The organism is Haemophilus influenzae, assembly GCF_019703545.1.
In the GTDB taxonomy this organism is placed as follows: domain Bacteria; phylum Pseudomonadota; class Gammaproteobacteria; order Enterobacterales; family Pasteurellaceae; genus Haemophilus; species Haemophilus influenzae_E.
Window position 1 is genome coordinate 512,107 of the sequence record NZ_AP018771.1, and the last position, 24,761, is coordinate 536,867.

18 protein-coding genes are annotated in these 24,761 nt (G+C 39.0%); 10 read left to right on the top strand and 8 right to left on the bottom strand.

What is annotated here, in order from left to right; genetic code table 11:
* Positions 1 to 6 precede the first annotated feature (6 nt).
* From K6J66_RS02555 to tehA, 8 genes are all read left to right on the top strand, one after another.
* Positions 7 to 795, top strand: a complete 789-nt coding sequence (locus tag K6J66_RS02555; protein WP_038439431.1) for a 4Fe-4S cluster-binding domain-containing protein — start codon at positions 7 to 9, stop codon at positions 793 to 795.
* A 98-nt stretch (positions 796 to 893) separates the two neighbouring features.
* Entirely contained in the window at positions 894 to 2,147 is a 1,254-nt protein-coding gene (locus K6J66_RS02560; protein WP_005649475.1) for a NupC/NupG family nucleoside CNT transporter, read from the top strand.
* Positions 2,148 to 2,230: 83 nt separating this feature from the next.
* Complete coding sequence (gene deoD / locus K6J66_RS02565) at positions 2,231 to 2,947, top strand: purine-nucleoside phosphorylase (RefSeq protein ID WP_110442578.1); 717 nt, start codon at positions 2,231 to 2,233, stop codon at positions 2,945 to 2,947.
* A 170-nt stretch (positions 2,948 to 3,117) separates the two neighbouring features.
* On the top strand, positions 3,118 to 3,546 hold the full coding sequence (gene rplK, locus K6J66_RS02570) for a 50S ribosomal protein L11 (protein WP_005630840.1): 429 nt from the start codon (positions 3,118 to 3,120) through the stop codon (positions 3,544 to 3,546).
* A gap of 4 nt (positions 3,547 to 3,550) precedes the next feature.
* The gene (gene rplA / locus K6J66_RS02575) at positions 3,551 to 4,240 is read left to right on the top strand and encodes a 50S ribosomal protein L1 (protein WP_005687003.1); all 690 of its coding nucleotides are present in this window, start codon (positions 3,551 to 3,553) and stop codon (positions 4,238 to 4,240) included.
* A 379-nt stretch (positions 4,241 to 4,619) separates the two neighbouring features.
* Complete coding sequence (rpoB, locus tag K6J66_RS02580; protein ID WP_038439425.1) at positions 4,620 to 8,651, top strand: DNA-directed RNA polymerase subunit beta; 4,032 nt, start codon at positions 4,620 to 4,622, stop codon at positions 8,649 to 8,651.
* A gap of 244 nt (positions 8,652 to 8,895) precedes the next feature.
* A complete protein-coding gene (gene rpoC, locus K6J66_RS02585; RefSeq protein WP_110442577.1) occupies positions 8,896 to 13,146 on the top strand; it encodes a DNA-directed RNA polymerase subunit beta' in 4,251 nt (1,416 codons plus the stop codon).
* A gap of 193 nt (positions 13,147 to 13,339) precedes the next feature.
* Positions 13,340 to 14,284 carry a dicarboxylate transporter/tellurite-resistance protein TehA gene (gene tehA, locus K6J66_RS02590; protein ID WP_038439422.1) on the top strand — a complete coding sequence of 315 codons (945 nt, stop codon included), beginning with the start codon at positions 13,340 to 13,342 and terminating at the stop codon, positions 14,282 to 14,284.
* Positions 14,285 to 14,336: 52 nt separating this feature from the next.
* Here tehA and tsaA read toward each other — a convergent pair whose 3' ends face one another.
* Positions 14,337 to 15,056 (bottom strand): tRNA (N6-threonylcarbamoyladenosine(37)-N6)-methyltransferase TrmO, encoded by a 720-nt coding sequence (tsaA, locus tag K6J66_RS02595; RefSeq protein WP_038439420.1) that lies wholly within the window; start codon positions 15,054 to 15,056, stop codon positions 14,337 to 14,339.
* 61 nt (positions 15,057 to 15,117) lie between these two features.
* On the opposite strand from tsaA, the gene menA reads away from it, so the two are divergent.
* Both menA and rraA read left to right on the top strand, forming a co-directional pair.
* Positions 15,118 to 16,029 carry a 1,4-dihydroxy-2-naphthoate octaprenyltransferase gene (menA, locus tag K6J66_RS02600; protein ID WP_038439419.1) on the top strand — a complete coding sequence of 304 codons (912 nt, stop codon included), beginning with the start codon at positions 15,118 to 15,120 and terminating at the stop codon, positions 16,027 to 16,029.
* Positions 16,030 to 16,080: 51 nt separating this feature from the next.
* A complete protein-coding gene (rraA, locus tag K6J66_RS02605) occupies positions 16,081 to 16,569 on the top strand; it encodes a ribonuclease E activity regulator RraA (RefSeq protein WP_005669389.1) in 489 nt (162 codons plus the stop codon).
* Positions 16,570 to 16,703: 134 nt separating this feature from the next.
* On the opposite strand, the gene K6J66_RS02610 is transcribed toward rraA, so the two are convergent.
* The 7 genes from K6J66_RS02610 to K6J66_RS02640 form a co-directional block, all read right to left on the bottom strand.
* Positions 16,704 to 17,255, bottom strand: a complete 552-nt coding sequence (locus K6J66_RS02610) for a TIGR00645 family protein (protein ID WP_005649445.1) — start codon at positions 17,253 to 17,255, stop codon at positions 16,704 to 16,706.
* 105 nt (positions 17,256 to 17,360) lie between these two features.
* A complete protein-coding gene (locus K6J66_RS02615; RefSeq protein WP_005664516.1) occupies positions 17,361 to 18,359 on the bottom strand; it encodes a substrate-binding domain-containing protein in 999 nt (332 codons plus the stop codon).
* Between the two features lie 27 nt (positions 18,360 to 18,386).
* Complete coding sequence (gene rbsK, locus K6J66_RS02620) at positions 18,387 to 19,310, bottom strand: ribokinase (protein WP_038439413.1); 924 nt, start codon at positions 19,308 to 19,310, stop codon at positions 18,387 to 18,389.
* Positions 19,311 to 19,390: 80 nt separating this feature from the next.
* Complete coding sequence (locus K6J66_RS02625) at positions 19,391 to 20,638, bottom strand: NupC/NupG family nucleoside CNT transporter (RefSeq protein ID WP_038439411.1); 1,248 nt, start codon at positions 20,636 to 20,638, stop codon at positions 19,391 to 19,393.
* A gap of 51 nt (positions 20,639 to 20,689) precedes the next feature.
* The gene (uriH, locus tag K6J66_RS02630; protein ID WP_005658044.1) at positions 20,690 to 21,622 is read right to left on the bottom strand and encodes a uridine-preferring nucleoside hydrolase UriH; all 933 of its coding nucleotides are present in this window, start codon (positions 21,620 to 21,622) and stop codon (positions 20,690 to 20,692) included.
* 187 nt (positions 21,623 to 21,809) lie between these two features.
* Complete coding sequence (locus tag K6J66_RS02635) at positions 21,810 to 23,252, bottom strand: DNA recombination protein RmuC (protein WP_038439409.1); 1,443 nt, start codon at positions 23,250 to 23,252, stop codon at positions 21,810 to 21,812.
* A gap of 164 nt (positions 23,253 to 23,416) precedes the next feature.
* The gene (locus tag K6J66_RS02640; protein ID WP_038439407.1) at positions 23,417 to 24,712 is read right to left on the bottom strand and encodes an NAD(P)/FAD-dependent oxidoreductase; all 1,296 of its coding nucleotides are present in this window, start codon (positions 24,710 to 24,712) and stop codon (positions 23,417 to 23,419) included.
* Between the last annotated feature and the right edge of the window lie 49 nt (positions 24,713 to 24,761).

The following is a 24,761-nucleotide window of genomic DNA, read 5'->3' on the forward strand; positions in this document are numbered from 1 at the left end:
GAAAAAATGACTGCACTTTCTGAGATTTTTGTGCCGTTGCATCGGATTATTCCGTTTTCAAATGTAGAAGGGCAAGGCAATCGTACCAGTATTTTTTTACAAGGCTGTAAACTAAATTGCTTGTATTGCCATAATCCAGAAACCATTCCACGTTATACGGAAAGTGCAAAATTAGTCAGTTTACAGTACTTATGTGATCAAGTGATGGAAGCTACGCCCTTTATTCGAGGTGTAACGGTTTCTGGTGGAGAACCCACTATTCATCACAAAAAACTTGTGCCACTCTTTAAGGCTTTACGTTCGCAAGGATTGACTTGTTATTTGGATAGTAGTGGCTTTTTTGAGTTTGATCGTGTTTGTTCGTTAATTGATGTCACTGACAAATTTTTATTTGATCTCAAAGGCGAGGGCATTGGCTTGCAAATACTTTGTTTCGATCGGAAAAATCAAGCAGGTATTGTACCACAGCAAGTGATACTAGAACGTTTGCATATAAAAAACGATAAACTGGAGCGGAATTTGCAAAATTTAGCTGCCTTGTTGCCATTAAATAAAGTGGAAGAAGTGCGGTTGGTTTTTTTAAAGCATTTTTTTGATGCGGAACATTTGGTGGGCAAAGTTGCTCAACTACTACGAAATTATCCTGATGTGGCATTAAAAATTATCCGCGTGCATAGCAAAGGCGTACGTGATGAAGCTGGGTTATCAGTGCATATCCCAAGTGTGGAAGAAACTAATGCGCTATCTGCTTATGCACGTCAATGTGGAATTAACAAGGTTTTGACTATTTTATAGACGTTTACAAAAAGTGCGGTGAAAATTCGCCGACTTTTCATAAGAAAACAAGTAGAATAAGCCGAATTTTATTAACTTAACTAATCTAGGGGAATCAAATGAGTGTGTTAAGCAGCATTTTGGGAATGGTCGTATTAATCGCTATTGCCGTGTTACTTTCTAATAATCGTAAAGCGATTAGTATTCGAACCGTAGTAGGGGCGTTAGCAATCCAAGTAGGATTTGCCGCCCTTATTTTATATGTGCCAGCAGGTAAACAAGCGTTGGGTGCCGCTGCGGATATGGTATCCAATGTTATTGCCTATGGTAATGACGGGATTAATTTCGTTTTCGGCGGATTAGCGGATCCAAGTAAACCATCCGGTTTCATTTTTGCAGTGAAAGTATTACCGATTATCGTATTCTTCTCTGGCTTAATTTCTGTGCTTTACTATCTCGGCATTATGCAAGTCGTGATTAAAGTATTAGGTGGTGCATTACAAAAAGCATTGGGTACGTCAAAAGCGGAATCAATGTCAGCGGCGGCGAATATCTTCGTCGGTCAAACTGAAGCACCATTAGTTGTTCGCCCTTACATTAAAAATATGACCCAATCTGAATTATTTGCCATTATGGTGGGTGGTACAGCGTCTATCGCGGGTTCAGTAATGGCAGGTTACGCAGGAATGGGCGTGCCATTGACATACTTAATCGCTGCATCATTTATGGCGGCACCAGCAGGTTTATTATTTGCGAAATTAATGTTCCCACAAACCGAACAATTCACAGATAAACAACCAGAAGACAATGATTCAGAAAAACCAACTAACGTACTTGAAGCAATGGCGGGCGGTGCGAGTGCAGGTATGCAACTTGCGTTAAACGTAGGTGCAATGTTAATCGCATTCGTTGGTTTAATTGCATTAATTAATGGTATTTTAAGTGGCGTAGGCGGATGGTTCGGCTATGGCGACTTAACCTTACAATCTATCTTTGGTTTAATTTTCAAACCATTAGCATACTTAATCGGTGTAACTGATGGTGCTGAAGCAGGTATCGCAGGACAAATGATCGGGATGAAATTAGCGGTTAATGAATTTGTGGGTTATCTTGAATTTGCAAAATATTTACAACCAGATTCTGCAATTGTATTAACTGAAAAAACCAAAGCGATTATTACTTTCGCGCTTTGTGGTTTTGCTAACTTCAGCTCAATTGCAATCTTAATTGGTGGTTTAGGTGGTATGGCACCAAGTCGTCGTAGTGATGTTGCTCGTTTAGGTATCAAAGCCGTTATCGCTGGTACTCTCGCTAACTTAATGAGTGCAACTATTGCTGGTTTATTTATCGGCTTAGGTGCTGCAGCACTTTAATTTATCTTAATCAATTAAAAAGTGCGGTAAAAAATGACCGCACTTTATTCATTTTTATTCATTATTAAAAATAAGGAAAAATTATGACTCCACATATTAACGCACCTGAAGGTGCATTTGCTGATGTTGTTTTAATGCCTGGCGATCCACTTCGTGCAAAATACATTGCAGAAACTTTTTTACAAGATGTTGTTGAAGTAACGAATGTTCGTAATATGCTTGGTTTTACAGGAACTTATAAAGGTCGTAAAATTTCTATTATGGGGCACGGAATGGGGATTCCATCTTGCTCTATTTACGCGAAAGAATTAATCACTGAATATGGCGTGAAAAAAATTATCCGTGTAGGTTCTTGTGGCACTGTTCGTATGGACGTGAAAGTGCGCGATGTGATTATCGGTTTAGGTGCATGTACTGATTCAAAAGTAAACCGTATTCGTTTCAAAGATAACGACTTTGCAGCTATTGCTGACTTCGATATGGCACAAGCTGCTGTTCAAGCTGCAAAAGCAAAAGGCAAAACCGTTCGTGTCGGTAACTTATTCTCGGCGGATTTATTCTATACACCCGATGTAGAAATGTTCGATGTAATGGAAAAATACGGCATTTTAGGTGTGGAAATGGAAGCTGCTGGAATTTATGGTGTGGCTGCAGAATATGGTGCAAAAGCATTAACGATTTGTACCGTGTCTGACCATCTTCGTACTCACGAACAAACCACGGCAGAAGAACGTCAATTAACATTCAATGATATGATTGAAATTGCGTTAGATTCAGTATTAATTGGTGATGCGCAATAATATCTTCTATCGAATTTAAGAAGTGCTTGAAAAACAACCGCACTTTTAATATAATCTGCGTCCATTATGAGCCGTTCGTGGCTCATATTTTTGTGTGGTGCAATATGTTGCACTGAAAATTATCGGGGAGCTATTTAATAGCGTTATTACCCAATTAGAGGAAAACTAAAATGGCAAAAAAAGTCCAAGCCTATGTTAAGTTGCAAGTTGCAGCTGGTATGGCTAACCCATCACCACCAGTTGGTCCTGCATTAGGTCAGCAAGGTGTGAACATTATGGAATTCTGTAAAGCATTCAACGCTCGTACTGAGAGCTTAGAAAAAGGTTTACCAATTCCAGTTGTTATCACTGTATATGCAGACCGTTCATTTACTTTCGTCACTAAAACTCCACCAGCAGCAGTATTATTGAAAAAAGCTGCAGGTATCAAATCTGGTTCTGGTAAACCGAACAAAGATAAAGTGGGTAAAGTAACTTTAGATCAAGTTCGTCAAATCGCTGAAACTAAAGCAGCAGATATGACTGGTGCGACTATCGAAACCAAAATGAAATCAATTGCTGGTACTGCTCGCTCTATGGGCTTAGTGGTGGAGGAATAATACGATGGCTAAATTGACTAAAAAAATGAAAGCAATCAAAGCTGGCGTAGATTCTACTAAAGCATATGAAATCAACGAAGCGATCGCGGTATTAAAACAATTCGCAACAGCTAAATTCGTTGAAAGTGTTGATGTTGCAGTAAACTTAGGTATCGATCCTCGTAAATCTGACCAAAACGTTCGTGGTGCAACTGTATTACCACACGGTACTGGTCGTGAAGTACGCGTAGCTGTGTTCACTCAAGGTGCTAACGCAGATGCAGCTAAAGAAGCGGGTGCTGATTTAGTAGGTATGGAAGATTTAGCAGAGCAAATCAAAAAAGGCGAAATGAACTTTGATGTTGTTATCGCTTCTCCTGATGCAATGCGTGTTGTTGGTCAATTAGGTCAAGTATTAGGCCCACGTGGTTTAATGCCAAACCCTAAAGTTGGTACTGTAACACCAAACGTTGCTGAAGCAGTTAAAAATGCTAAATCTGGTCAGATCCGTTATCGTAATGATAAAAACGGTATCATCCACACCACTATCGGTAAAGCAAACTTCTCTGAAGTTCAATTAAAAGAAAATCTTCAAGCATTATTGGTTGCTTTAAATAAAGCAAAACCAACTACTGCTAAAGGTATTTTCATCAAGAAAGTAAGCATCTCTACCACTATGGGTGCAGGTGTTGCTGTTGATCAAGCTTCTTTATAATTTAAAGAATTGATAGATTTTAAACCGCACTTTTTGAAAGTGCGGTTTTTTTTCATAAAATTTCTATATAAGTTTTAAACTTGACGAGAAAGCTGCATTCATTTAAAATTTACCGCCTTAAAATTAGCAAAGATTTAGATTGATTTTTAATCAATCTTGACTTTTATTGCTTAATTTAACCGTGTTTTTGATAGAAAGCACATCTACACAATGACAAATTCACCGTTATTTGTCGTTGTTTTGCTCAAGTTGTCGTTCTATGTAATTTGAGTTGTCACCCCACTATAGAAGTAAGGTTCAGAGTGCGGTCATTTTAACGGTCATTCACGTCACAGTTAGTTTGTGGCTAGGTCACTGAACAGTTAGCAGAGGAAAACCAATGGGTTACTCCTATTCTGAAAAAAAACGAATTCGTAAAGATTTCGGTAAACGTCCGCAAGTTTTAAATGTTCCTTATTTATTAACCATTCAGTTGGATTCTTTTGATAAATTTATTCAAAAAGATCCTGAAGGTCAGCAAGGTTTAGAAGCGGCATTCCGTTCTGTATTCCCTATTGTAAGCAATAATGGCTATACAGAATTACAATATGTAGATTATCGTTTAGAAGAACCTGAATTTGATGTACGTGAGTGCCAAATTCGTGGCTCAACTTATGCAGCAGGCTTACGTGTAAAATTACGTTTAGTGAGCTACGATAAAGAATCTTCTTCACGCGCAGTTAAAGATATTAAAGAAAATGAAGTTTATATGGGGGAAATCCCATTAATGACTGATAACGGTACTTTTGTAATTAATGGTACCGAGCGTGTTATCGTTTCACAATTACACCGTAGTCCGGGCGTATTCTTCGATTCTGACAAAGGTAAAACCCATTCTTCAGGTAAAGTGCTTTATAACGCACGCATTATTCCTTACCGTGGTTCTTGGTTAGATTTTGAATTCGATCCAAAAGATAACTTATTTGCGCGCATTGACCGTCGTCGTAAATTACCGGCAACAATTATTCTTCGTGCATTAGGCTATACCACTGAAGAAATCTTAAACTTATTCTTTGATAAAATTACCTTTGAAATCGCTGGCGATAAATTGTTAATGACTTTAGTGCCAGAACGTTTACGTGGTGAAACGGCTTCTTTTGATATTGAAGCAAATGGCAAAGTGTATGTTGAACGTGGTCGTCGTATCACTGCTCGTCACATTAAAGCATTAGAAAAAGATAATATCTCACAAGTGGTTGTGCCTTCTGAATATATTTTAGGTAAAGTTGCGTCGAAAGATTATGTTGATTTAGAGTCTGGCGAAATTATTTGTCCTGCAAATGGCGAAATTTCGTTAGAAACCCTCGCAAAATTAGCACAAGCTGGTTACACCACGATCGAAACTTTATTTACTAATGATTTAGATTACGGTCCATATATTTCTGAAACGCTACGTGTCGACCCAACTTATGACAAAACCAGTGCGCTTTACGAAATTTATCGTATGATGCGTCCGGGCGAGCCACCAACACCAGAATCTTCAGAAGCGTTATTCAATAATTTATTCTTCTCTGCAGAACGTTATGATTTATCTACAGTAGGTCGTATGAAGTTCAACCGTTCTTTAGCTTTTCCAGAAGGGGAAGGTGCGGGTATTTTAAGCAATGAAGATATTATTGCGGTAATGCGTAAATTGATCGACATCCGTAATGGTCGTGGCGAAGTAGACGATATTGACCATTTGGGTAACCGTCGTATCCGTAGCGTGGGTGAAATGGCTGAAAACCAATTCCGTATTGGTTTAGTGCGTGTAGAAAGAGCGGTCAAAGAACGCTTATCTTTAGGTGATTTAGATGCAATCACACCGCAAGACTTAATTAACCCGAAACCGATTTCTGCGGCAGTAAAAGAATTCTTTGGTTCTTCACAGCTTTCGCAATTTATGGATCAAAACAACCCATTGTCAGAAGTGACACACAAACGTCGTATTTCTGCATTAGGTCCGGGCGGTTTAACGCGTGAGCGTGCAGGCTTTGAAGTGCGTGACGTACATAATACTCACTATGGTCGTTTATGTCCGATTGAAACCCCTGAAGGTCCAAACATCGGTTTGATCAACTCACTTTCTGCGTTTGCACGTACTAATGATTATGGTTTCTTAGAAACCCCATATCGTAAAGTGGTTGATGGTCAAGTTACTGAAGAAATTGAATACTTATCTGCAATTGATGAAGCAAACTACATCATTGCACAGGCAAACTCAAACTTAGACGAAAATAACCGTTTTACTGATGCTTTCGTTACTGCTCGTGGTGAACGTGGTGAATCTGGTTTATATAAACCCGAAGATATTCACTATATGGATGTTTCAACACAACAAGTGGTATCTGTTGCGGCTGCATTAATTCCATTCCTTGAGCATGACGATGCGAACCGTGCGTTGATGGGTGCGAACATGCAACGTCAAGCAGTTCCAACATTACGTGCTGACAAACCATTAGTTGGTACAGGTATGGAAAAACCAATCGCACTTGACTCAGGTGTTGCGGTTGTTGCAAAACGTGGTGGTACCGTTCAGTACGTTGATGCGTCTCGTATTGTGATTAAAGTAAATGAAGATGAGACCATTGCAGGTGAAGCTGGTATTGATATTTATAATTTAATTAAATACACCCGCTCTAACCAAAATACTTGTATTAACCAAATTCCTTGTGTGAATTTAGGCGATCCAATTAATCGTGGTGAAGTATTAGCAGATGGTCCTTCAACTGATTTAGGGGAACTTGCATTAGGTCAAAATATTCGCGTAGCGTTCATGCCTTGGAACGGCTATAACTTTGAAGACTCAATGTTAGTTTCTGAACGTGTTGTTCAACAAGACCGTTTTACTACAATTCACATTCAAGAGTTATCTTGTGTTGCGCGTGATACTAAATTAGGTTCAGAAGAAATTACGGCGGATATTCCAAATGTAGGGGAGTCTGCATTAAGTAAACTTGATGAATCTGGTATCGTTTATGTCGGCGCTGAAGTTAAAGGTGGCGACATCTTAGTAGGTAAAGTAACCCCTAAAGGCGAAACTCAATTAACCCCAGAAGAAAAATTGTTACGTGCAATCTTTGGGGAAAAAGCTTCCGATGTGAAAGATTCTTCATTACGCGTGCCAAATGGTACATCAGGTACGGTTATTGATGTTCAAGTCTTCACTCGTGACGGCGTAGAAAAAGATAAACGTGCATTAGAAATCGAAGAAATGCAACTTCGTGAAGCGAAAAAAGATTTAACTGAAGAGTTAGAGATTTTAGAAGCTGGTTTATTTGCTCGTGTGCGTAATCTTCTTATTTCTAGTGGTGCGGATGCGGCGCAATTAGATAAAGTAGAGCGTACTAAATGGTTAGAACAAACCATTGCAGATGAAGAAAAACAAAACCAATTAGAACAGCTTGCTGAGCAATACGAAGAACTTCGTAAAGAGTTTGAACATAAACTTGAAGTGAAACGTAAGAAAATCATTAAAGGCGATGATCTTGCACCGGGCGTATTAAAAGTTGTGAAAGTTTACCTTGCAGTGAAACGTCAAATCCAGCCGGGGGATAAAATGGCGGGTCGTCACGGTAACAAAGGTGTTATCTCGAAAATTAACCCAGTTGAAGATATGCCATACGATGAAAATGGTCAGCCAGTTGAAATCGTATTAAACCCACTGGGCGTACCGTCTCGTATGAACATCGGTCAGATCCTTGAAACTCACTTAGGTTTAGCGGCAAAAGGTATTGGTGATCAAATCAATGCAATGCTTAAACAAAAACAAGAAGTGGAAAAATTACGTAGCTATATCCAAAAAGCATACGATTTATTAGGTAATGGTTCACAAAAAGTGGATTTAAGCACTTTTACTGATGAAGAAGTATTGCGTTTAGCGGGAAATTTACGTAAGGGCTTACCAGTTGCAACGCCAGTGTTCGATGGTGCAGACGAAGCGGAAATCAAAGAACTATTAAAACTTGGTGGATTACCAACTTCAGGTCAAATAACCCTTTACGATGGTCGTACTGGCGAGAAATTTGAACGTCCAGTAACCGTAGGTTATATGTACATGCTCAAATTGAACCACTTAGTTGATGATAAAATGCACGCTCGTTCAACAGGTTCTTATAGCCTTGTTACACAACAGCCATTGGGTGGTAAAGCACAATTTGGTGGTCAGCGTTTCGGTGAGATGGAGGTATGGGCACTTGAAGCATATGGTGCAGCCTACACCTTACAAGAAATGCTAACTGTGAAATCCGATGATGTGAATGGTCGTACGAAGATGTATAAAAATATCGTAAGTGGCAACCAACATATGGAGCCAGGCACACCGGAATCTTTCAACGTAATTATGAAAGAAATCCGCTCACTTGGTTTAAATATCGAGTTAGACGAAGAGTAATCACTGATTACTATAAATGGTGCTGATCCCTTGGCTCCACCCGTTTACGGGGGGAGCTGGCGCGAAGCGACTGAGGGGGGATTTATATCCTAAGCCCCCTTCCGCCCTTCGGGCATCTTCCCCCGCAAAGCAGGGGAAGGCAAGAGGAACAACAACATAAGATTTGAAATCGCCGAAGTGCGGTCAAAATTCTCCGAAATTTTTAACCGCACTTTAAACCTTTAACTCCGACAGGAGAACATTTGTGAAAGACTTAGTTAAGTTTTTAAAAGCACAATCAAAAACCAGTGAAGATTTTGATGTGATTAAAATTGGGTTAGCTTCCCCAGATATGATCCGTTCTTGGTCATTTGGTGAAGTGAAGAAACCTGAAACCATTAACTACCGTACGTTCAAACCTGAACGTGATGGTCTTTTCTGTGCGCGTATCTTCGGGCCTGTAAAAGATTACGAATGTTTATGTGGTAAATATAAACGTTTAAAACACCGTGGTGTGATTTGTGAAAAATGTGGTGTTGAAGTCACTCAAACTAAAGTTCGTCGTGAACGTATGGGTCATATTGAACTTGCATCGCCAGTTGCACATATTTGGTTCTTAAAATCATTGCCGTCTCGTATCGGTTTACTTTTAGATATGCCATTGCGCGATATCGAACGTGTACTTTATTTTGAAATGTACATCGTGACCGAACCAGGTATGACGGACTTAGAGCGCGGTCAATTATTAACAGAAGAACAATACCTTGACGCTGAAGATCGTTGGCAAGATGAATTTGAAGCGAAAATGGGTGCCGAAGCGATTCAAGATCTCTTAAAAGGTATGGATCTTGAATCTGAATGTGAAAAATTACGTGAAGAATTACAAGAAACTAACTCTGAAACTAAACGTAAAAAAATCACTAAACGCTTAAAATTATTAGAAGCATTTGTTCAATCTGGTAATAAACCAGAATGGATGGTTATGACGGTATTGCCAGTTCTTCCACCAGATTTACGCCCATTAGTGCCACTTGATGGTGGTCGTTTTGCGACTTCAGATCTGAACGATTTATATCGTCGTGTAATCAACCGTAACAATCGTTTAAAACGTTTATTAGATTTAATTGCGCCAGATATTATTGTGCGCAACGAAAAACGTATGTTACAAGAATCTGTTGATGCCTTATTAGATAATGGTCGCCGCGGTCGTGCAATTACGGGTTCTAACCGTCGTCCATTAAAATCATTAGCGGATATGATCAAAGGTAAACAAGGTCGTTTCCGTCAAAACTTATTAGGTAAACGTGTTGACTATTCAGGTCGTTCTGTAATCACTGTTGGTCCATACTTGCACTTACACCAATGTGGTTTACCGAAGAAAATGGCATTGGAATTATTCCGTCCGTTTATCTATGCGAAATTAGAAAGCCGTGGTTATGCTACGACAATCAAAGCGGCTAAGAAAATGGTTGAGCGTGAAGATGCGATCGTTTGGGATATTCTTGCAGAAGTTATTCGTGAACATCCGATTCTATTGAACCGTGCGCCAACACTTCACCGTTTGGGTATCCAAGCATTTGAACCGATCTTAATCGAAGGTAAAGCGATTCAATTACACCCACTCGTTTGTGCGGCGTTCAACGCAGACTTCGATGGTGACCAAATGGCGGTACACGTTCCATTAACCCTTGAAGCGCAATTAGAAGCTCGTGCATTGATGATGTCCACCAATAACGTGCTTTCTCCAGCAAACGGTGATCCTATTATCGTTCCATCACAAGACGTGGTATTAGGTCTTTACTATATGACCCGCGAAAAAGTGAACGGTAAAGGCGAAGGTATGTTATTGCAAGATCCTCGCGAAGCTGAAAAAGCATATCGTACAGGCGAAGCAGAATTACATTCTCGTGTGAAAGTACGTATTACTGAATATGTGAAGAATGAAGCGGGCGAATTTGATGCGAAAACCACGCTGACTGATACAACTATCGGTCGTGCAATCTTATGGATGATCGCGCCGAAAGGCATGCCTTATTCATTGTTCAACCAAACATTAGGTAAAAAAGCCATTTCTAAACTGATTAACGAAGCATATCGTCGTTTAGGTTTAAAAGAAGCGGTAATGTTTGCTGACCAAATTATGTATACCGGTTTTGCGTATGCGGCACGTTCTGGTTCATCAGTTGGTATTGATGATATGGAAATTCCAGCGAAGAAATACGAAATTATTTCTGCAGCGGAAGAAGAAGTAGCTGAGATCCAAGAACAATTCCAATCAGGTCTTGTGACGGCAGGCGAACGCTATAATAAAGTAATCGATATTTGGGCTGCCGCGAATGAGCGCGTAGCGAAAGCGATGATGGAAAACTTATCTCAAGAAGAAGTCATCAATCGTGAAGGTAATCCTGAAAAACAAGCGTCCTTTAACAGTATCTTTATGATGGCTGATTCTGGTGCGCGTGGTTCTGCAGCTCAGATTCGTCAGTTAGCAGGTATGCGTGGTTTGATGGCTCGTCCAGATGGCTCGATCATTGAAACCCCAATTACAGCAAACTTCCGTGAAGGTTTGAACGTATTACAGTACTTTATTTCAACCCACGGTGCTCGTAAAGGTTTGGCGGATACCGCATTAAAAACAGCGAACTCAGGTTACTTAACTCGTCGTTTAGTTGATGTGGCACAAGACTTAGTGATTGTAGAAGATGACTGTGGTACGCACGAAGGCTTAGTCATGACCCCATTAATTGAAGGTGGAGATGAAAAAGTGCCACTTCGTGAATTAGTATTAGGTCGTGTTGCTGCAGAAGATATTTTAAAACCAGGTACAGAAGAAGTATTAATTCCGCGTAACACCTTATTAGATGAAAAACTCTGTGATGTGTTGGATGCAAACTCTGTAGATAGCGTAAAAGTACGTTCTGTTGTAACTTGTGATACTGATTTTGGTGTATGTGCGAAATGTTATGGTCGTGATCTTGCGCGTGGTCATTTAATCAACCAAGGCGAAGCGGTGGGCGTTATTGCCGCTCAATCTATCGGTGAGCCGGGTACACAGCTAACAATGCGTACGTTCCATATTGGTGGTGCGGCATCTGCGGCAGCGAAAGAATCTAGTGTGCAAGTTAAAAACACTGGTACAGTGCATTTAATGAATGCAAAATTCGTGACTAACGATGAAAGCAAACTAGTATTAACTTCTCGTAACACGGAATTAACTATTACTGATGCATTTGGTCGTACTAAAGAACATTATAAAGTGCCTTATGGTGCGGTATTAAGCAAAGGTGACGGTCAAGAAGTCACTGCAGGCGAAACTATCGCAAATTGGGATCCACATACAATGCCAGTTGTCTCTGAAGTATCTGGTTTTGTGAAATTTGTAGACATTATTGATGGTTTAACTGTGACGCGTCAAACAGATGAATTAACAGGTTTATCATCAATCGTGGTTCAAGATGTGGGTGAACGTGCAACTGCGGGTAAAGATTTACGTCCAACTATTAAATTAGTTGATGCAAATGGCAACGATATTTTCTTACCTGAAACTGATGTTCTTGCACAATACTTCTTACCTGGTAAAGCAATCGTAAGTTTAGACGATGGCGCAGCAGTAAAAGTAGGTGAACCATTAGCACGTATTCCACAAGAATCTGTGGGTACTAAAGATATTACCGGTGGTCTACCACGCGTTGCGGATTTATTTGAAGCACGTAAACCAAAAGAACCCGCTATCTTGGCTGAAATTTCTGGTATCGTGTCTTTCGGTAAAGAAACTAAAGGTAAACGCCGTTTATTAATTACTCCTACAGAAGGCGAAACTTACGAAGAAATGATTCCAAAATGGCGTCAGCTCAACGTATTTGAAGGCGAAATGGTACAACGTGGCGACGTAATTTCTGATGGTGCTGAAACACCACATGACATTTTACGTTTACGTGGCGTGCGTGCAGTAACTGAATACATCGTGAACGAAGTGCAAGATGTTTACCGCTTACAAGGGGTAAAAATCAACGATAAACATATCGAAGTTATCGTTCGTCAAATGTTACGTAAAGCGGTAATTACTAAAGCTTACGACTCAGAATTCCTTGAAGGGGAACAAGTCGAAGTTGCTCGCGTGAAAATCGTTAACCGTCAACGTGAAGCAGAAGGTAAACCACCAGTTGAGTTTGAGCGCGAATTATTGGGTATTACCAAAGCGTCTCTTGCGACTGAATCCTTCATTTCTGCCGCATCGTTCCAAGAAACTACTCGTGTTCTTACCGAAGCAGCAGTGGCAGGTAAACGTGATGAATTACGTGGCTTGAAAGAGAACGTAATCGTAGGTCGTTTAATCCCAGCAGGTACAGGTTTTGCGTATCATCAAAATCGTCACAAACATCGCTTAGTTGATGATGTTGTAGCGAAATTATCTGAAGAAGATGAAGCCGCTATCGCTGATGAGTTTGTTATGACTGCAGATGATGCAAGTGCGAACTTAGCTGAAATGCTTAACATGGCAGATGATGCGGAATAATTAATTCCCTATATAAGAAAACCCGAATGAAAGTTCGGGTTTTTTATTTTTATGAAAATGGGTAGAGGTTTTATGCCAGAACAACAAGTATGTTTCTTCATAGAAATTCACAAAAATTTGAGACTTTTAGAAAAGTTTGTTGTTGATAGTTATGTTACACTTTGCTCAGATTTTTCAAAATAAGGATCATACTATGAATACAACAAAGCCTTTTCCTCTTCCAACAGGATATTTCGGTATTCCTCTTGGTTTGGCAGCCTTATCTTTAGCTTGGTTTCATTTAGAAAACTTATTTCCTGCTGCGCGAATGGTAAGTGATGTTCTTGGCATTGTAGCAAGTGCGGTCTGGATTTTATTTATTTTAATGTATGCGTATAAACTTCGTTATTACTTTGAGGAAGTTCGTGCAGAGTATCATAGCCCAGTTCGTTTTTCCTTTATTGCATTGATTCCTATTACAACTATGTTGGTAGGCGATATTCTTTATCGTTGGAATCCTTTAATTGCTGAAGTTTTAATTTGGATTGGAACGATTGGTCAATTACTTTTCTCAACATTACGTGTCAGTGAATTATGGCAAGGTGGTGTATTTGAGCAAAAATCTACTCATCCTTCGTTTTATTTGCCTGCGGTTGCTGCAAATTTCACCAGTGCAAGTTCATTAGCATTACTTGGCTATCATGATTTAGGCTATTTATTCTTTGGCGCAGGAATGATTGCTTGGATTTTTTTTGAACCTGTATTATTACAACATTTACGTATTTCATCTCTTGAGCCACCATTTAGAGCCACAATGGGGATTGTTTTAGCACCTGCGTTTGTGTGTGTATCTGCTTATTTATCGATCAATCACGGCGAGGTGGATACGTTAGCTAAAATCCTTTGGGGATATGGGTTTTTGCAATTATTTTTCTTATTGCGATTATTCCCTTGGATTGTAGAAAAAGGGCTTAATGTTGGTTTATGGGGATTTTCATTCGGATTAGCTTCTATGGCAAATAGCGCAACTGTTTTTTATCACAGTGATGTTTTACAAGGCGTGTCTATTTTTGTCTTTGTTTTCTCAAATGTAATGATTGGCTTATTGGTTTTAATGACAATCTATAAATTAACTAAAGGGCAATTTTTCCTAAAATAAGACATTTAAATTAACTAAGGCAGGGATTACCTGCCTTATTGATATATTCCATCTATTTGTCTTTTTCTATTTCAATTACTTCTACGCAATCAAGCGTACCCTCTTTAATTCGCCATTTCACATTAAATTCATACAAACTCATTCCATAAATACGATCACTCGGTTTACCTTGTTGATAGGCTGGGCGCGGATCTTGCTCTAGCACTTGGCGAATGAAACGACTTAAGTGCGGTCGTTTTTCTTCTCGTTTTTTTACCGCACTTTTGGCTTGTTCGGTAAATTCAACTGTCAGTTTTGCTGGTGGTTTTTCTTGGGCAAAGCTCGATTGCGCATTTGGCTCACTATCCGCATAGGCAATATAGGGTTTGATATCGAAAATTGGAGTGCCATCCACTAAATCCACCGCACCTAAATGGAGAAATACGTTACCGTTGATGCATTCTACTTGACGTAATTCGACTTTGGATAAACCAAGAGGATTTGGGCGATGAGTTGCGCGTGAAGCAAACACGCCAACGCGTTGATTACCGCCTAACCGCGGAGGGCGTACGGTGGGTTGCCATTTTCCTTGTTGGATTTGGTCGAATTGAAAAATTAACCAAAGATGACTGAATTGTTCTAATCCTCTCACGGCTTCAGGCGAATTATAAGGCGGTAAGAGTTCTACAATGCCTACTCCGTCTTCAACTAACTTAGGTTGGCGTGGTACGGAGAATTTTTCTTTATAAGGCGTGTGGATAATGGCGATAGGCGATAAGGTTAAATCATTCATAAATTGGGTGTCTTAGTGTAGAATACGCGGCTTATTGTAATCAAAAGTGCGGTCAAAAAAAATGATAAATGAAAAATTGAAAATGTGGTGGGAAACGGCTCGACCGAAAACTTTGCCCTTAGCGTTGGCATCGATTTTCACGGGTTCGGCATTAGGTTATTGGGCGAATCCACAAGGTTTTAATGGGCTTGTAATGGTGCTTTGTTTACTCACGACAATTTTATTGCAGGTGCTTTCTAATTTTGCCAATGATTATGGGGATCATCAAAAAGGTTCAGATACTGAAGAACGTATTGGGCCATTACGTGGCATTCAAAAAGGTGCAATTTCAGCAAAAGAACTGAAATGGGGATTAATTCTAATGGTGATGGCAAGTTTTCTTTCAGGAAGTTTCTTGATTGGAATCGCTTATGAAAATCTCTCAGATTTATTCGCTTTCGCTGGGCTTGGAATTTTAGCTATTGTTGCTGCCATTACTTACACAGTTGGGGTAAAACCTTATGGCTATATGGGCTTGGGCGATATTTCTGTGTTGGTATTTTTTGGTTTGCTTGGTGTTGGCGGTACTTATTATTTGCAAATTCACAGTATTGATAGTCACATTATTTTGCCTGCTATTGGTTCTGGCTTATTGGCAAGTGCGGTATTAAATATCAATAATTTACGCGATATTGAACAGGATGCGAAAGCTAGCAAAAATACCCTAGCCGTTCGTTTAGGTGCATATAAGGGGCGAGTTTACCACTGTATTTTATTAAGTGTGGCAGCCTTATGTTATTTAGCATTTGCGGTGGCAACGGCCATTTCTTGGACAAATTATTTATTTGTATTGGCAATGCCGTTGTTGGCTAAACATGCGATCTTTGTTTATCGCAGTCAGCAGCCAAGTGAATTGCGTCCAATGTTGGCTCAAATGTCTATGATTTCTTTATTAATCAATATCTTGTTTAGTTTAGGCTTGCTTATCGGCTAAATCGGCATATACTAAAGCAAACAACATTTCAACAATTGATAGGGGAAAGTTATGTTTATTGATACTTCAGAACTTTGCGATCTTTATGCAGAACAAGTGGATGTCGTGGAGCCAATTTTTTCAAGCTTTGGTGGTGTAAGTAATTTTTACGGTAAAGTCACTACAGTAAAATGCTTTGAAAGTAATGGATTAATTGCTGAAGTATTAGAAGAAAACGGCGAAGGTCGAGTGCTTGTCATTGATGGCGGTGGTGCGGTACGCCGTGGTTTGATTGATGCAGAATTGGCTCAACTTGCCGTTGATAATGGTTGGGAAGGCATTATTGTATATGGTGCAGTACGCCAAATTCAGCAATTAGAAAACCTCGATATTGGTATTCATGCCCTTGCGCCAATTCCAGTCAGTGCAGATGAAAGCAGTGCTGGCGAGAGTGATATTCCAGTGAATTTTGGTGGCGTAACCTTTTTCCCAGAAGATTATATTTACGCAGATCTGACAGGAATTATACTTTCGCAAGAGCCTCTAGATTTAGAAGATTAATTTCTACTTGATTAACATCTTAGTATTTAAGCTTTCCTATTCTAAACGGCGTATTATACTAAAAAATTAAATTGTAACTATATGATATATAAAACCCCGTTCAATTTGAACGGGGTTAAAAGTGCGGTAAATTTTTAATGTGTTTTATGGCTCGTGCTATACAAAATTTTGTCCGTATAAGCTAAAGCAATTGCCGACACTAAAAAGCCCAAGTGCAACAATAATTGCCACATCATCGTTTTTTCTGGCATATTGCTTGCATTCACAAAAGTTTGCAACATATGGATAGATGAAATGCCGATAATAGACATAGAAAGTTTAACTTTCAACACGGTGGCATTTACGTGGCTCATCCATTCAGGTTGATCAGGATGATTACGCGTACGCAATTTAGAGACAAAGATTTCATAACCGCCGATGGTTACCATCACAAGCAAGTTGGCGATCATCACGACATCAATCAAATTCAACACACCTAACATAATTGTGTTGGAATCCATATCATTTACATTAATCACTAACTCCCATAATCCTTTGATAAATTTATAAGAGTAGATTGCAAGGGTGACAATCAAGCCCAAATAAATCGGCACTTGCAACCAGCGACTAGCAAAAATTATTTTCGCGATAATATTCGATTGTTCGTTATATTTCGCATAAGGATCAACAGGTTTGTTTTCTTTCATAAGATTTTATTCCTAAATTAAACAGTGGGTTAAATAAACAAAAAAACCGCAAGAAAATAGCAGTTTTTTTGAAAATAGCAATAAGGAAATTGAGTTATTCTAATTTTATTTAAAAGTGTAAACAGATTCTCTTAACACGCAAGTTGGTTCTAAAACCAAAGTGCGGTAATTTTCATTAGGATTTTTAATTCGTTGCAATAGTGTTTCAACAGCGAGTTTGCCAAGTTCAGCTTTCGGTTGGCAAATGGTGGAAAGGGGAGGTGAGAGATAACGAGCCAATTCAATGTCATCATAGCCCATAATTGAAAGATCTTGCGGAATACGTAAGCCTTGTTGCTGAATAGCTTGATATGCACCAACAGCAATGGTGTCACTACAACAAAAAACTGCTGTTGGACGTGAAGATTGAGTAAGTAAAGATTGTATGCCAAGTACACCGCCTTCAAAGTCAAAATGACTTTCGACAATCCAATGAGGATTTAACGCAATTTTTGCTTCCGACAGCGCATTTTTATAACCTTGCAAACGATTTTGTGCGACAGATTTTTTGAGATTCCCCGTAATAATGCCAATTTTACGATGTCCTGCATCGATTAATGCTTTTGTCGCCAAATAGCCACCAAGTGCTGAATTTTCGAGTATTTTATCTGCATTTAACTCAGTAAACCACCAGTCCATCACAACCAGTGGCAGAGAAATGGCTAACTCTATATCAGCCTGAAAACGGCTATCACCACACATCAAAAGCAAACCATCCACTTGTTTGTGCATTAGAGTTTGCAGATTTTGTTGTAGGCGTTTGGCATCTCCACCCGTTGTAGCAATAATAAGATTATATTGATTTTTCTGACAATATTGCTCCACGCCAGCCATCACTTCCGCAAAGAAGGGATTATTTGTTGCGGTGACAAGTAGTCCGATAGTTTTGGTTTCGCGCACCTTAAGGCTTCGTGCAACAGCTGAGGGGGTGTAATTCAGTTCAGCGACAATACGCATCACTTTCTCACGAATTTCATCGCTAACAAAACGCGATCCATTAATGACATGTGAAACTGTGGAAGTCGAAACTTGCGCCAGTCGTGCAATATCTTTCATTGTCGCCATAAAAACACCCTAAAAATTCACCGCACTTTAAGCGTGTTCAAGAAATTCCAAAGTTTCTTGACGCGTTGGAATAGAGGATTGAGCCCCTTTTTTCGTCACACTAATCGCAGCGGCAGCTTGCCCAAAACGAATGGCTTCATCAAAGGCTTTTTCTTCCAATAAAGCCGTAACAAAACCGCCATTAAATGTATCACCAGCTGCGGTAGTATCTATTGCTTGCACACAAAAGCCCTTAATGATGCGGCTTTTACCTTTTCGACTGACAAACACACCTTTCGCGCCAAGGGTAATCATTACGGTTTGAATGCCTTTATCGTGAAAAACACTCGCAGCTTTCACCGCACTTTGCTCGTCGGTTACCGCTATCCCCGTCAGGATTTCAGCTTCAGTTTCATTTGGTGTAATAATATCAATCAAACTCAATAATTCGTCCGATAAAATCTGCGCTGGAGCAGGATTTAGCACAACCTTAACACCATTTTTCTTAGCGATTTGAGCAGCCAGCTCCACACCAGAAAGTGGGGTTTCTAATTGCATTAACAAGCAATCCGATTGTGCAATTTGCGCCTCACTTTGACGAACAACCATCTCACCCAAATGTGCATTTGCACCGCTAGCCAACACAATACTGTTCTCACTAGACTTGGCAACTTGAATAAATGCCATTCCCGTCATTTCCTGTGAAACGGTATTAATATGGGTTGTATCAATTCCTTCTTGCGCAAACGCATTTTTCATTGTTTTGCCTATGCTATCTGATCCAATGCAACTAATGAATGCGACCTTTGCCCCTAAACGAGCGGCTGCCACTGCTTGATTGGCACCTTTGCCACCATAGGCAATTTGATAATTTTGACCTGTTAGCGTTTCACCGGGTTTAGCAAAGTAAGGCACAGAAATCACATGATCAGCATTAATACTGCCAAGAACGGTGAGTTTTTTCCCTTTCATAATTATTCTCCATTACAAAAGTAGGCATATAAAACAATTAAACATCTGAAGTGCGGCTATTTTTACCGCACTTTTGAAGCTTAAGCTAAAACTACTCCACTTAAACCAATAAAAAACCCCGCAATAGTTGCGCTTAATAAATTAGCCAAAGACCCCGCAATAACAGCTCTAATTCCCAATCTAGCAATATCTCCTCGACGATTTGGCGCCATACCGCCAACACCACCAATTAATACAGCAATAGAACCAAAATTGGCAAAACCACAAAGAGCAAAAGTAATTATAGCCTTTGTTTTATCTGTAAGTTCCATTGGCGGATTTGCTCCTAAATAAGTAGAGAATTCAGAGTAACCGACAAATTCATTTACAGTTAATTTAATACCAATCATATGCCCTGCAACTTCAGCATCACTCCAAGGTACTCCCATAACCCACGCTAATGGTTTAAAAATCCACCCCAAAATCATGCCTAAAGAAAGATCTGGTCGATTAAACAATTCTCCAATTCCACCTAACATACCATTAACAAGCGCAATTAAAGCGATAAATGCAACCAACATTGCCCCTATATTTAATGCCATACTCATTCCAGCCCCGGCACCAGAAGCAATAGCTTCAAGCGCATTAGCAGGTTTATCTAATTCAACCTCTTCTATTTCGTCATTAAATTCTTCTGTTTGAGGATACAACATTTTTGCAAATAATAAGCCTGCAGGCGCAGCCATAAAGGAGGCTGCGATTAGGTAGGTTAAAGGTACACCTAATCCAGCGTATCCAGCTAAAACAGAACCTGAAATGGATGCTAGTCCTCCACACATAATAGCAAAAAGCTCTGATTCCGTCATTTTGCTAATATAGGGTTTTACAACCAATGGCGCTTCTGTTTGTCCAACAAAAATATTAGCTGCAGCAGACATAGACTCTGCTTTTGATGTTCCCAAGACTTTTTGCAATCCACCTCCAATTAATTTGATGACCCATTGCATTACACCTATATAATAAAGCAAGGAAATCAATGCAGAGAAAAAAACTATGACTGGAAGCACCTTAATAGCAAAAATAAAACCAACACTTTCACCCGATGCCAATCTACCAAAAACAAATGAAATACCTTCATTTGCGTAAGCAATAACTTTACTTACTGCATTAGACATACCCAAAAGGGCATCTCGACCAATAGGTACATACAAAATAAATGCACCAATAGCGATTTGAATTACTAATGCACCAAATACCGTTCTTACACGAATAGCTTTTCTATTATTGGAAAGGAGATAGGCTATGCCTAATAATACAAAAATCCCTAAGATACTAATAAATGCATCCATAGTTTGACCTCATTGTAAATAAAAGGAAGATAATAAAAATAAACTTTTTTGTTAATTTAATCGTTTGATTGCATCAATAATTAAATTCCAAAATCTCTCTTTATCTAGCTTTGTAGCTACTTTCGTATTGCAAAGCTTAGGTGGATAACGGAAATCAGCAACTGTCATTCCTAGGGTATGTGTACCAGTTAATTCAATATTAACTGGTACACTTACTGTTTCTATTAACGTTGGATCAATAACATAAGCTACAGCACAAGGATCATGAACTGGAGGATAATTAAAGCCTTGGGCTTGTTTATACATTTTTCCAAAAAATTCAAGTAATTCGACAACAAATTCAGCAGGCTTAGTATCAATTTTCGCGATACGCTCAACAACATCGGGGGTGGCTAATGCTTGGTGTGTTAAATCTAATCCAACCATAGTTACTTTCCATCCAGCATTAAATACAATATGCGCAGCTTCTGGATCAATTTTTATATTAAACTCAGCTACGGCACTCCAATTTCCAGTATGATACCCTCCCCCCATTAATACAACTTCTTTTACTCTCTCAATAATTTTCGGTTCTAATCTTGCAGCTAAAGCAATATTCGTCAACCCTCCTGTTGGGACAAGAGTAATTGTTTTCTCTGGGTGAGACATAATAAGATCAATGATTAATTCCACAGCATGCTTTTCATTGAAAGTTCGATTAGATTCAGGTAGTTTTGGACCGTCTAACCCTGATTCACCATGAATACTAGGTGCAACCTCAATTTCCCTAACAATAGGTCTGTCTGCGCCCTTCGCAAAAGGAACATTTTTCATTTGCGCAATTTCAGCAATTGCCAAAGCATTTCGTGATACTTTCTCTAATGTTTGATTACCTACTACAGTAGTGACTGCAAGTAGTTCAATCTCTGGATTACCATAAGCGAGTAACATAGCTATCGCATCATCATGTCCAGGATCACAATCTAAAATAATTTTTTTACGCATTCTTTACTCCTATATTTTTCATAGTCATAAACTGCTGACCTTCATATCGAAACGTTTCGACAAGGTAAATATAAAGAACAAAAATAGAAAAACAACTAAGAAATTTCAAATTTGGGATATTGATCACAAAATTTCTAGATAGGATAAAAAATTCTCCGACCAAATTTACATTCAATCGGAGAATAAATTATTGAAGATTTTCTTGATTTAAGACATTCAATCTAGCCAAATCCAGCTGATTATTCAATAAGTCCACATCGGGCATTGTTTTATTGGCTTTTGCGGAAAGGGTTTTAAATCGTTCTACTTTGCCAACTAAACCTTGTTGGCCAACAAGTGCGGTGACGGTGCTGTTGTATTGGTTGCTGACAGTGGAAAGCGTATTGCCGAGTTTGTTTAAACGCTCTGCCACCAAACAAATTTGGTTATAGATTTCGCCCGCTTTTTCAGCAATTTCTTTGGCTTCAGCATTACCACGTTCGATACGCCAGAGGTTTGCCACGGTGCGTAAAATCGGCATTAGCGTAGTGTGAGAGACCATAATTACATTGCGTTCATAACCGTAATTAAATAAGGCAGGATCAGCTTTTAAAGCCTCAATATACGCAGGTTCCACCGCAATAAACATAAGAACAAAATTCGGGCTGCACATGCCAATCAGATTGCTGTAATCTTTTTTATGCAGATCGTTAATATGGGTTTTTAATGCGGAAATATGTTCTTTTAGTAAACGCTCACGTTCAAAATCATCCTCAGAATTCACCGCATTTTCGTAAGCCACGAGCGACATTTTGCTGTCGATAATTAAGTGTTTTTCATCAGGTAAATTCAACACAAAATCAGGATAATTTCGTCCACCTTGTTCATCTTTAAAATGTGCTTGAGCGCGGTAATGTACATTTTCTTCAAGTCCTGCCAGTTGCAACGCTCGTTCTAATTGCACTTCGCCCCAGTTGCCTAACGTTTTCTTTTCGCCTTTCAGCGCAGAAGTTAAATTACTCGCCTCTTGCGACATATTCAGACCAATTTCCAGCACTTTTTTAATTTCCGCTTCCAAGCCTGCATTGCCTTTCACGGATTCGGAGTGAATTTCATTGACGCGTTTTTGGAAACCTTCAATTTGCTCACGGAAAGGCTTGAGCAAGGTTTCCAATGCCGTTTGATTTGATTGACTAAATGATCGACTTTTTTCATCCAAAATACGATTTGCTAGGTTTTGAAATTCCACACTCAACTGCAGCTTAGATTGTTCAAAGTTCTGTTGTTGCGCGGAAAAATATTTTTCTTTCTCTGTTAAGGTTGTTTGTAACCCCGTTAATTCTTGAGAAAGTGCGGTCAATTTTTCAGTCAAATTTTGTCGTTCTTGTGTGAGATGATGTATTTGTTCATCACGTTCAGTTAAACGATATTGCAGTCCTTGATTTTCAGTCTGTACTTTAATTGTTTGTTGTTCAAACTGGTTTTTAATGCTACTAAGTTCATCAAATTTACTGGCAAGCTGATTATAATCTTGAGTCGTTTTCGATAATTCTTGATGAAGATGTGTATATTTTTGCTGGCGTAGAATAAGTAATAAAATCAATATAATAACAACAGCTAACAAGCTGAAAAGTAACAAATTTTCTGACATATTTCTCTCTTAATGGAAAACACAAATTGTAGCGAAAAATATTATTTTAATTCTTGCTTTAAAGTGCGGTAAAGTTTTTAACTGATTTAGAATTTATGTCCATACAAAAATTAATTATTTTAGTCAATTTTGATGGCAATGCTTTAGAAAAACATTGTTGTATTTTAACGGTATTTATCTAAAAACTTGTAATACTGCACACCAATCTTTGTCGCAAGATCTTTGATAATTCGACCACCATAAACAGAAGGGACTTTCAGTCCTTCAAAAATAGATAAACGTTCATCGTCACCCAAAATCGCCTCAGCTACAATTCGCCCTGCAAGACCAGTCAAAGCAACACCGTGACCAGAATAACCATGAGCAAAATAAATATGCGGAGAAATACGACCAAAATGTGGCGTTGAGTTTAAGGTCATATCAATCGGGCCAGCCCAGCCATAATCGATTTTTACATTTTCAAGTTGCGGGAATACACACAACATATTTTTCCGCATAACCGCGACCATATCTTTTTCTGAGCTAGAATCACTACCAAAAAGCAAGCGATTGTCAGCACTTAAACGATAATAGTCTAATAATAAATTGTTATCGCACACTGACATGCCATTATTAATGACAGAATCAGCAACCGCTTGGCTTAACGGCTCTGTGGCGATAATAAAACTTTCCACAGGTAATATTTTACGATTAATTCCGTGATGAATAGATTTCGGGAGCGCATCAATATAAGCATTGGTGGCTAAAATAACGTCTTGAGAAATAACCGCACTTTTAGCTGTTTTAACCTCAACGCAACCATTTTTCTCAACCATATCCATTACAGGAGATTGTTCAAAAATTTGAACACCCAGATCGACACAAGCTTTCGCTAAACCTAAACAATAATTAAGTGGATGCAAATGCCCTGAATTACTATCAAATAGCCCCCCCACATAAATATCACTGCCTAAGTGCTGTTTTAATTTCGCCTTATCCCAAAGTTGCATATTCTGATAGCCAAAATTTTTATGAATTTCTTTTTCCATTTCAATTAAGTCATCCATTCGGCGTTCATTTAATGCTAATGTGGCATAGCCTTTTTTCCAGTCGCACTGAATGCCATATTTTTCAATACGTTCATCAATAATATCAATGGTCTCTAATGACATATTCCAAAGTTTATGTGCTTTATCTTCGCCAACTTGTTTAACGTATTCATCAATGCCTTCTTCAAAGCCATTAATTGCCTGCCCACCACTGCGACCAGAAGCACCAAATCCTACTCTTGCGCCCTCTAAGACAATGACTTTTTTTCCTTTCTCCGCCAGTTCTAATGCTGCAGATAAACCAAAAAATCCAGCTCCGATCACACATACATCAGCATGTTCAATTTGAGTGAGCGGTGGGAATTGAAAATCTTGGTTACGAGAGTCGAAATAATAAGAGCGAACGTGTTCTTGATAGGCAAAATTAAGCATAAAAAATCCCTTAGGAAAAAACTGGCAAAATCTTACCCCGAAAGGGAAA

Excerpts from the sequence above, each read along its gene's own strand:
- uriH (WP_005658044.1), bottom strand. The coding sequence starts at position 21,622 with ATGCGTAAAAAAATTATTTTAGATTGTGATCCTGGACATGATGATGCG.
- K6J66_RS02555 (WP_038439431.1), top strand. The coding sequence starts at position 7 with ATGACTGCACTTTCTGAGATTTTTGTGCCGTTGCATCGGATTATTCCG.
- rbsK (WP_038439413.1), bottom strand. The coding sequence starts at position 19,310 with ATGAAAGGGAAAAAACTCACCGTTCTTGGCAGTATTAATGCTGATCAT.
- K6J66_RS02635 (WP_038439409.1), bottom strand. The coding sequence starts at position 23,252 with ATGTCAGAAAATTTGTTACTTTTCAGCTTGTTAGCTGTTGTTATTATA.
- rplK (WP_005630840.1), top strand. The coding sequence starts at position 3,118 with ATGGCAAAAAAAGTCCAAGCCTATGTTAAGTTGCAAGTTGCAGCTGGT.
- K6J66_RS02610 (WP_005649445.1), bottom strand. The coding sequence starts at position 17,255 with ATGAAAGAAAACAAACCTGTTGATCCTTATGCGAAATATAACGAACAA.
- menA (WP_038439419.1), top strand. The coding sequence starts at position 15,118 with ATGATAAATGAAAAATTGAAAATGTGGTGGGAAACGGCTCGACCGAAA.
- K6J66_RS02625 (WP_038439411.1), bottom strand. The coding sequence starts at position 20,638 with ATGGATGCATTTATTAGTATCTTAGGGATTTTTGTATTATTAGGCATA.
- deoD (WP_110442578.1), top strand. The coding sequence starts at position 2,231 with ATGACTCCACATATTAACGCACCTGAAGGTGCATTTGCTGATGTTGTT.
- K6J66_RS02615 (WP_005664516.1), bottom strand. The coding sequence starts at position 18,359 with ATGGCGACAATGAAAGATATTGCACGACTGGCGCAAGTTTCGACTTCC.
- tsaA (WP_038439420.1), bottom strand. The coding sequence starts at position 15,056 with ATGAATGATTTAACCTTATCGCCTATCGCCATTATCCACACGCCTTAT.
- rplA (WP_005687003.1), top strand. The coding sequence starts at position 3,551 with ATGGCTAAATTGACTAAAAAAATGAAAGCAATCAAAGCTGGCGTAGAT.
- K6J66_RS02560 (WP_005649475.1), top strand. The coding sequence starts at position 894 with ATGAGTGTGTTAAGCAGCATTTTGGGAATGGTCGTATTAATCGCTATT.
- K6J66_RS02640 (WP_038439407.1), bottom strand. The coding sequence starts at position 24,712 with ATGCTTAATTTTGCCTATCAAGAACACGTTCGCTCTTATTATTTCGAC.
- rraA (WP_005669389.1), top strand. The coding sequence starts at position 16,081 with ATGTTTATTGATACTTCAGAACTTTGCGATCTTTATGCAGAACAAGTG.
- rpoB (WP_038439425.1), top strand. The coding sequence starts at position 4,620 with ATGGGTTACTCCTATTCTGAAAAAAAACGAATTCGTAAAGATTTCGGT.
- tehA (WP_038439422.1), top strand. The coding sequence starts at position 13,340 with ATGAATACAACAAAGCCTTTTCCTCTTCCAACAGGATATTTCGGTATT.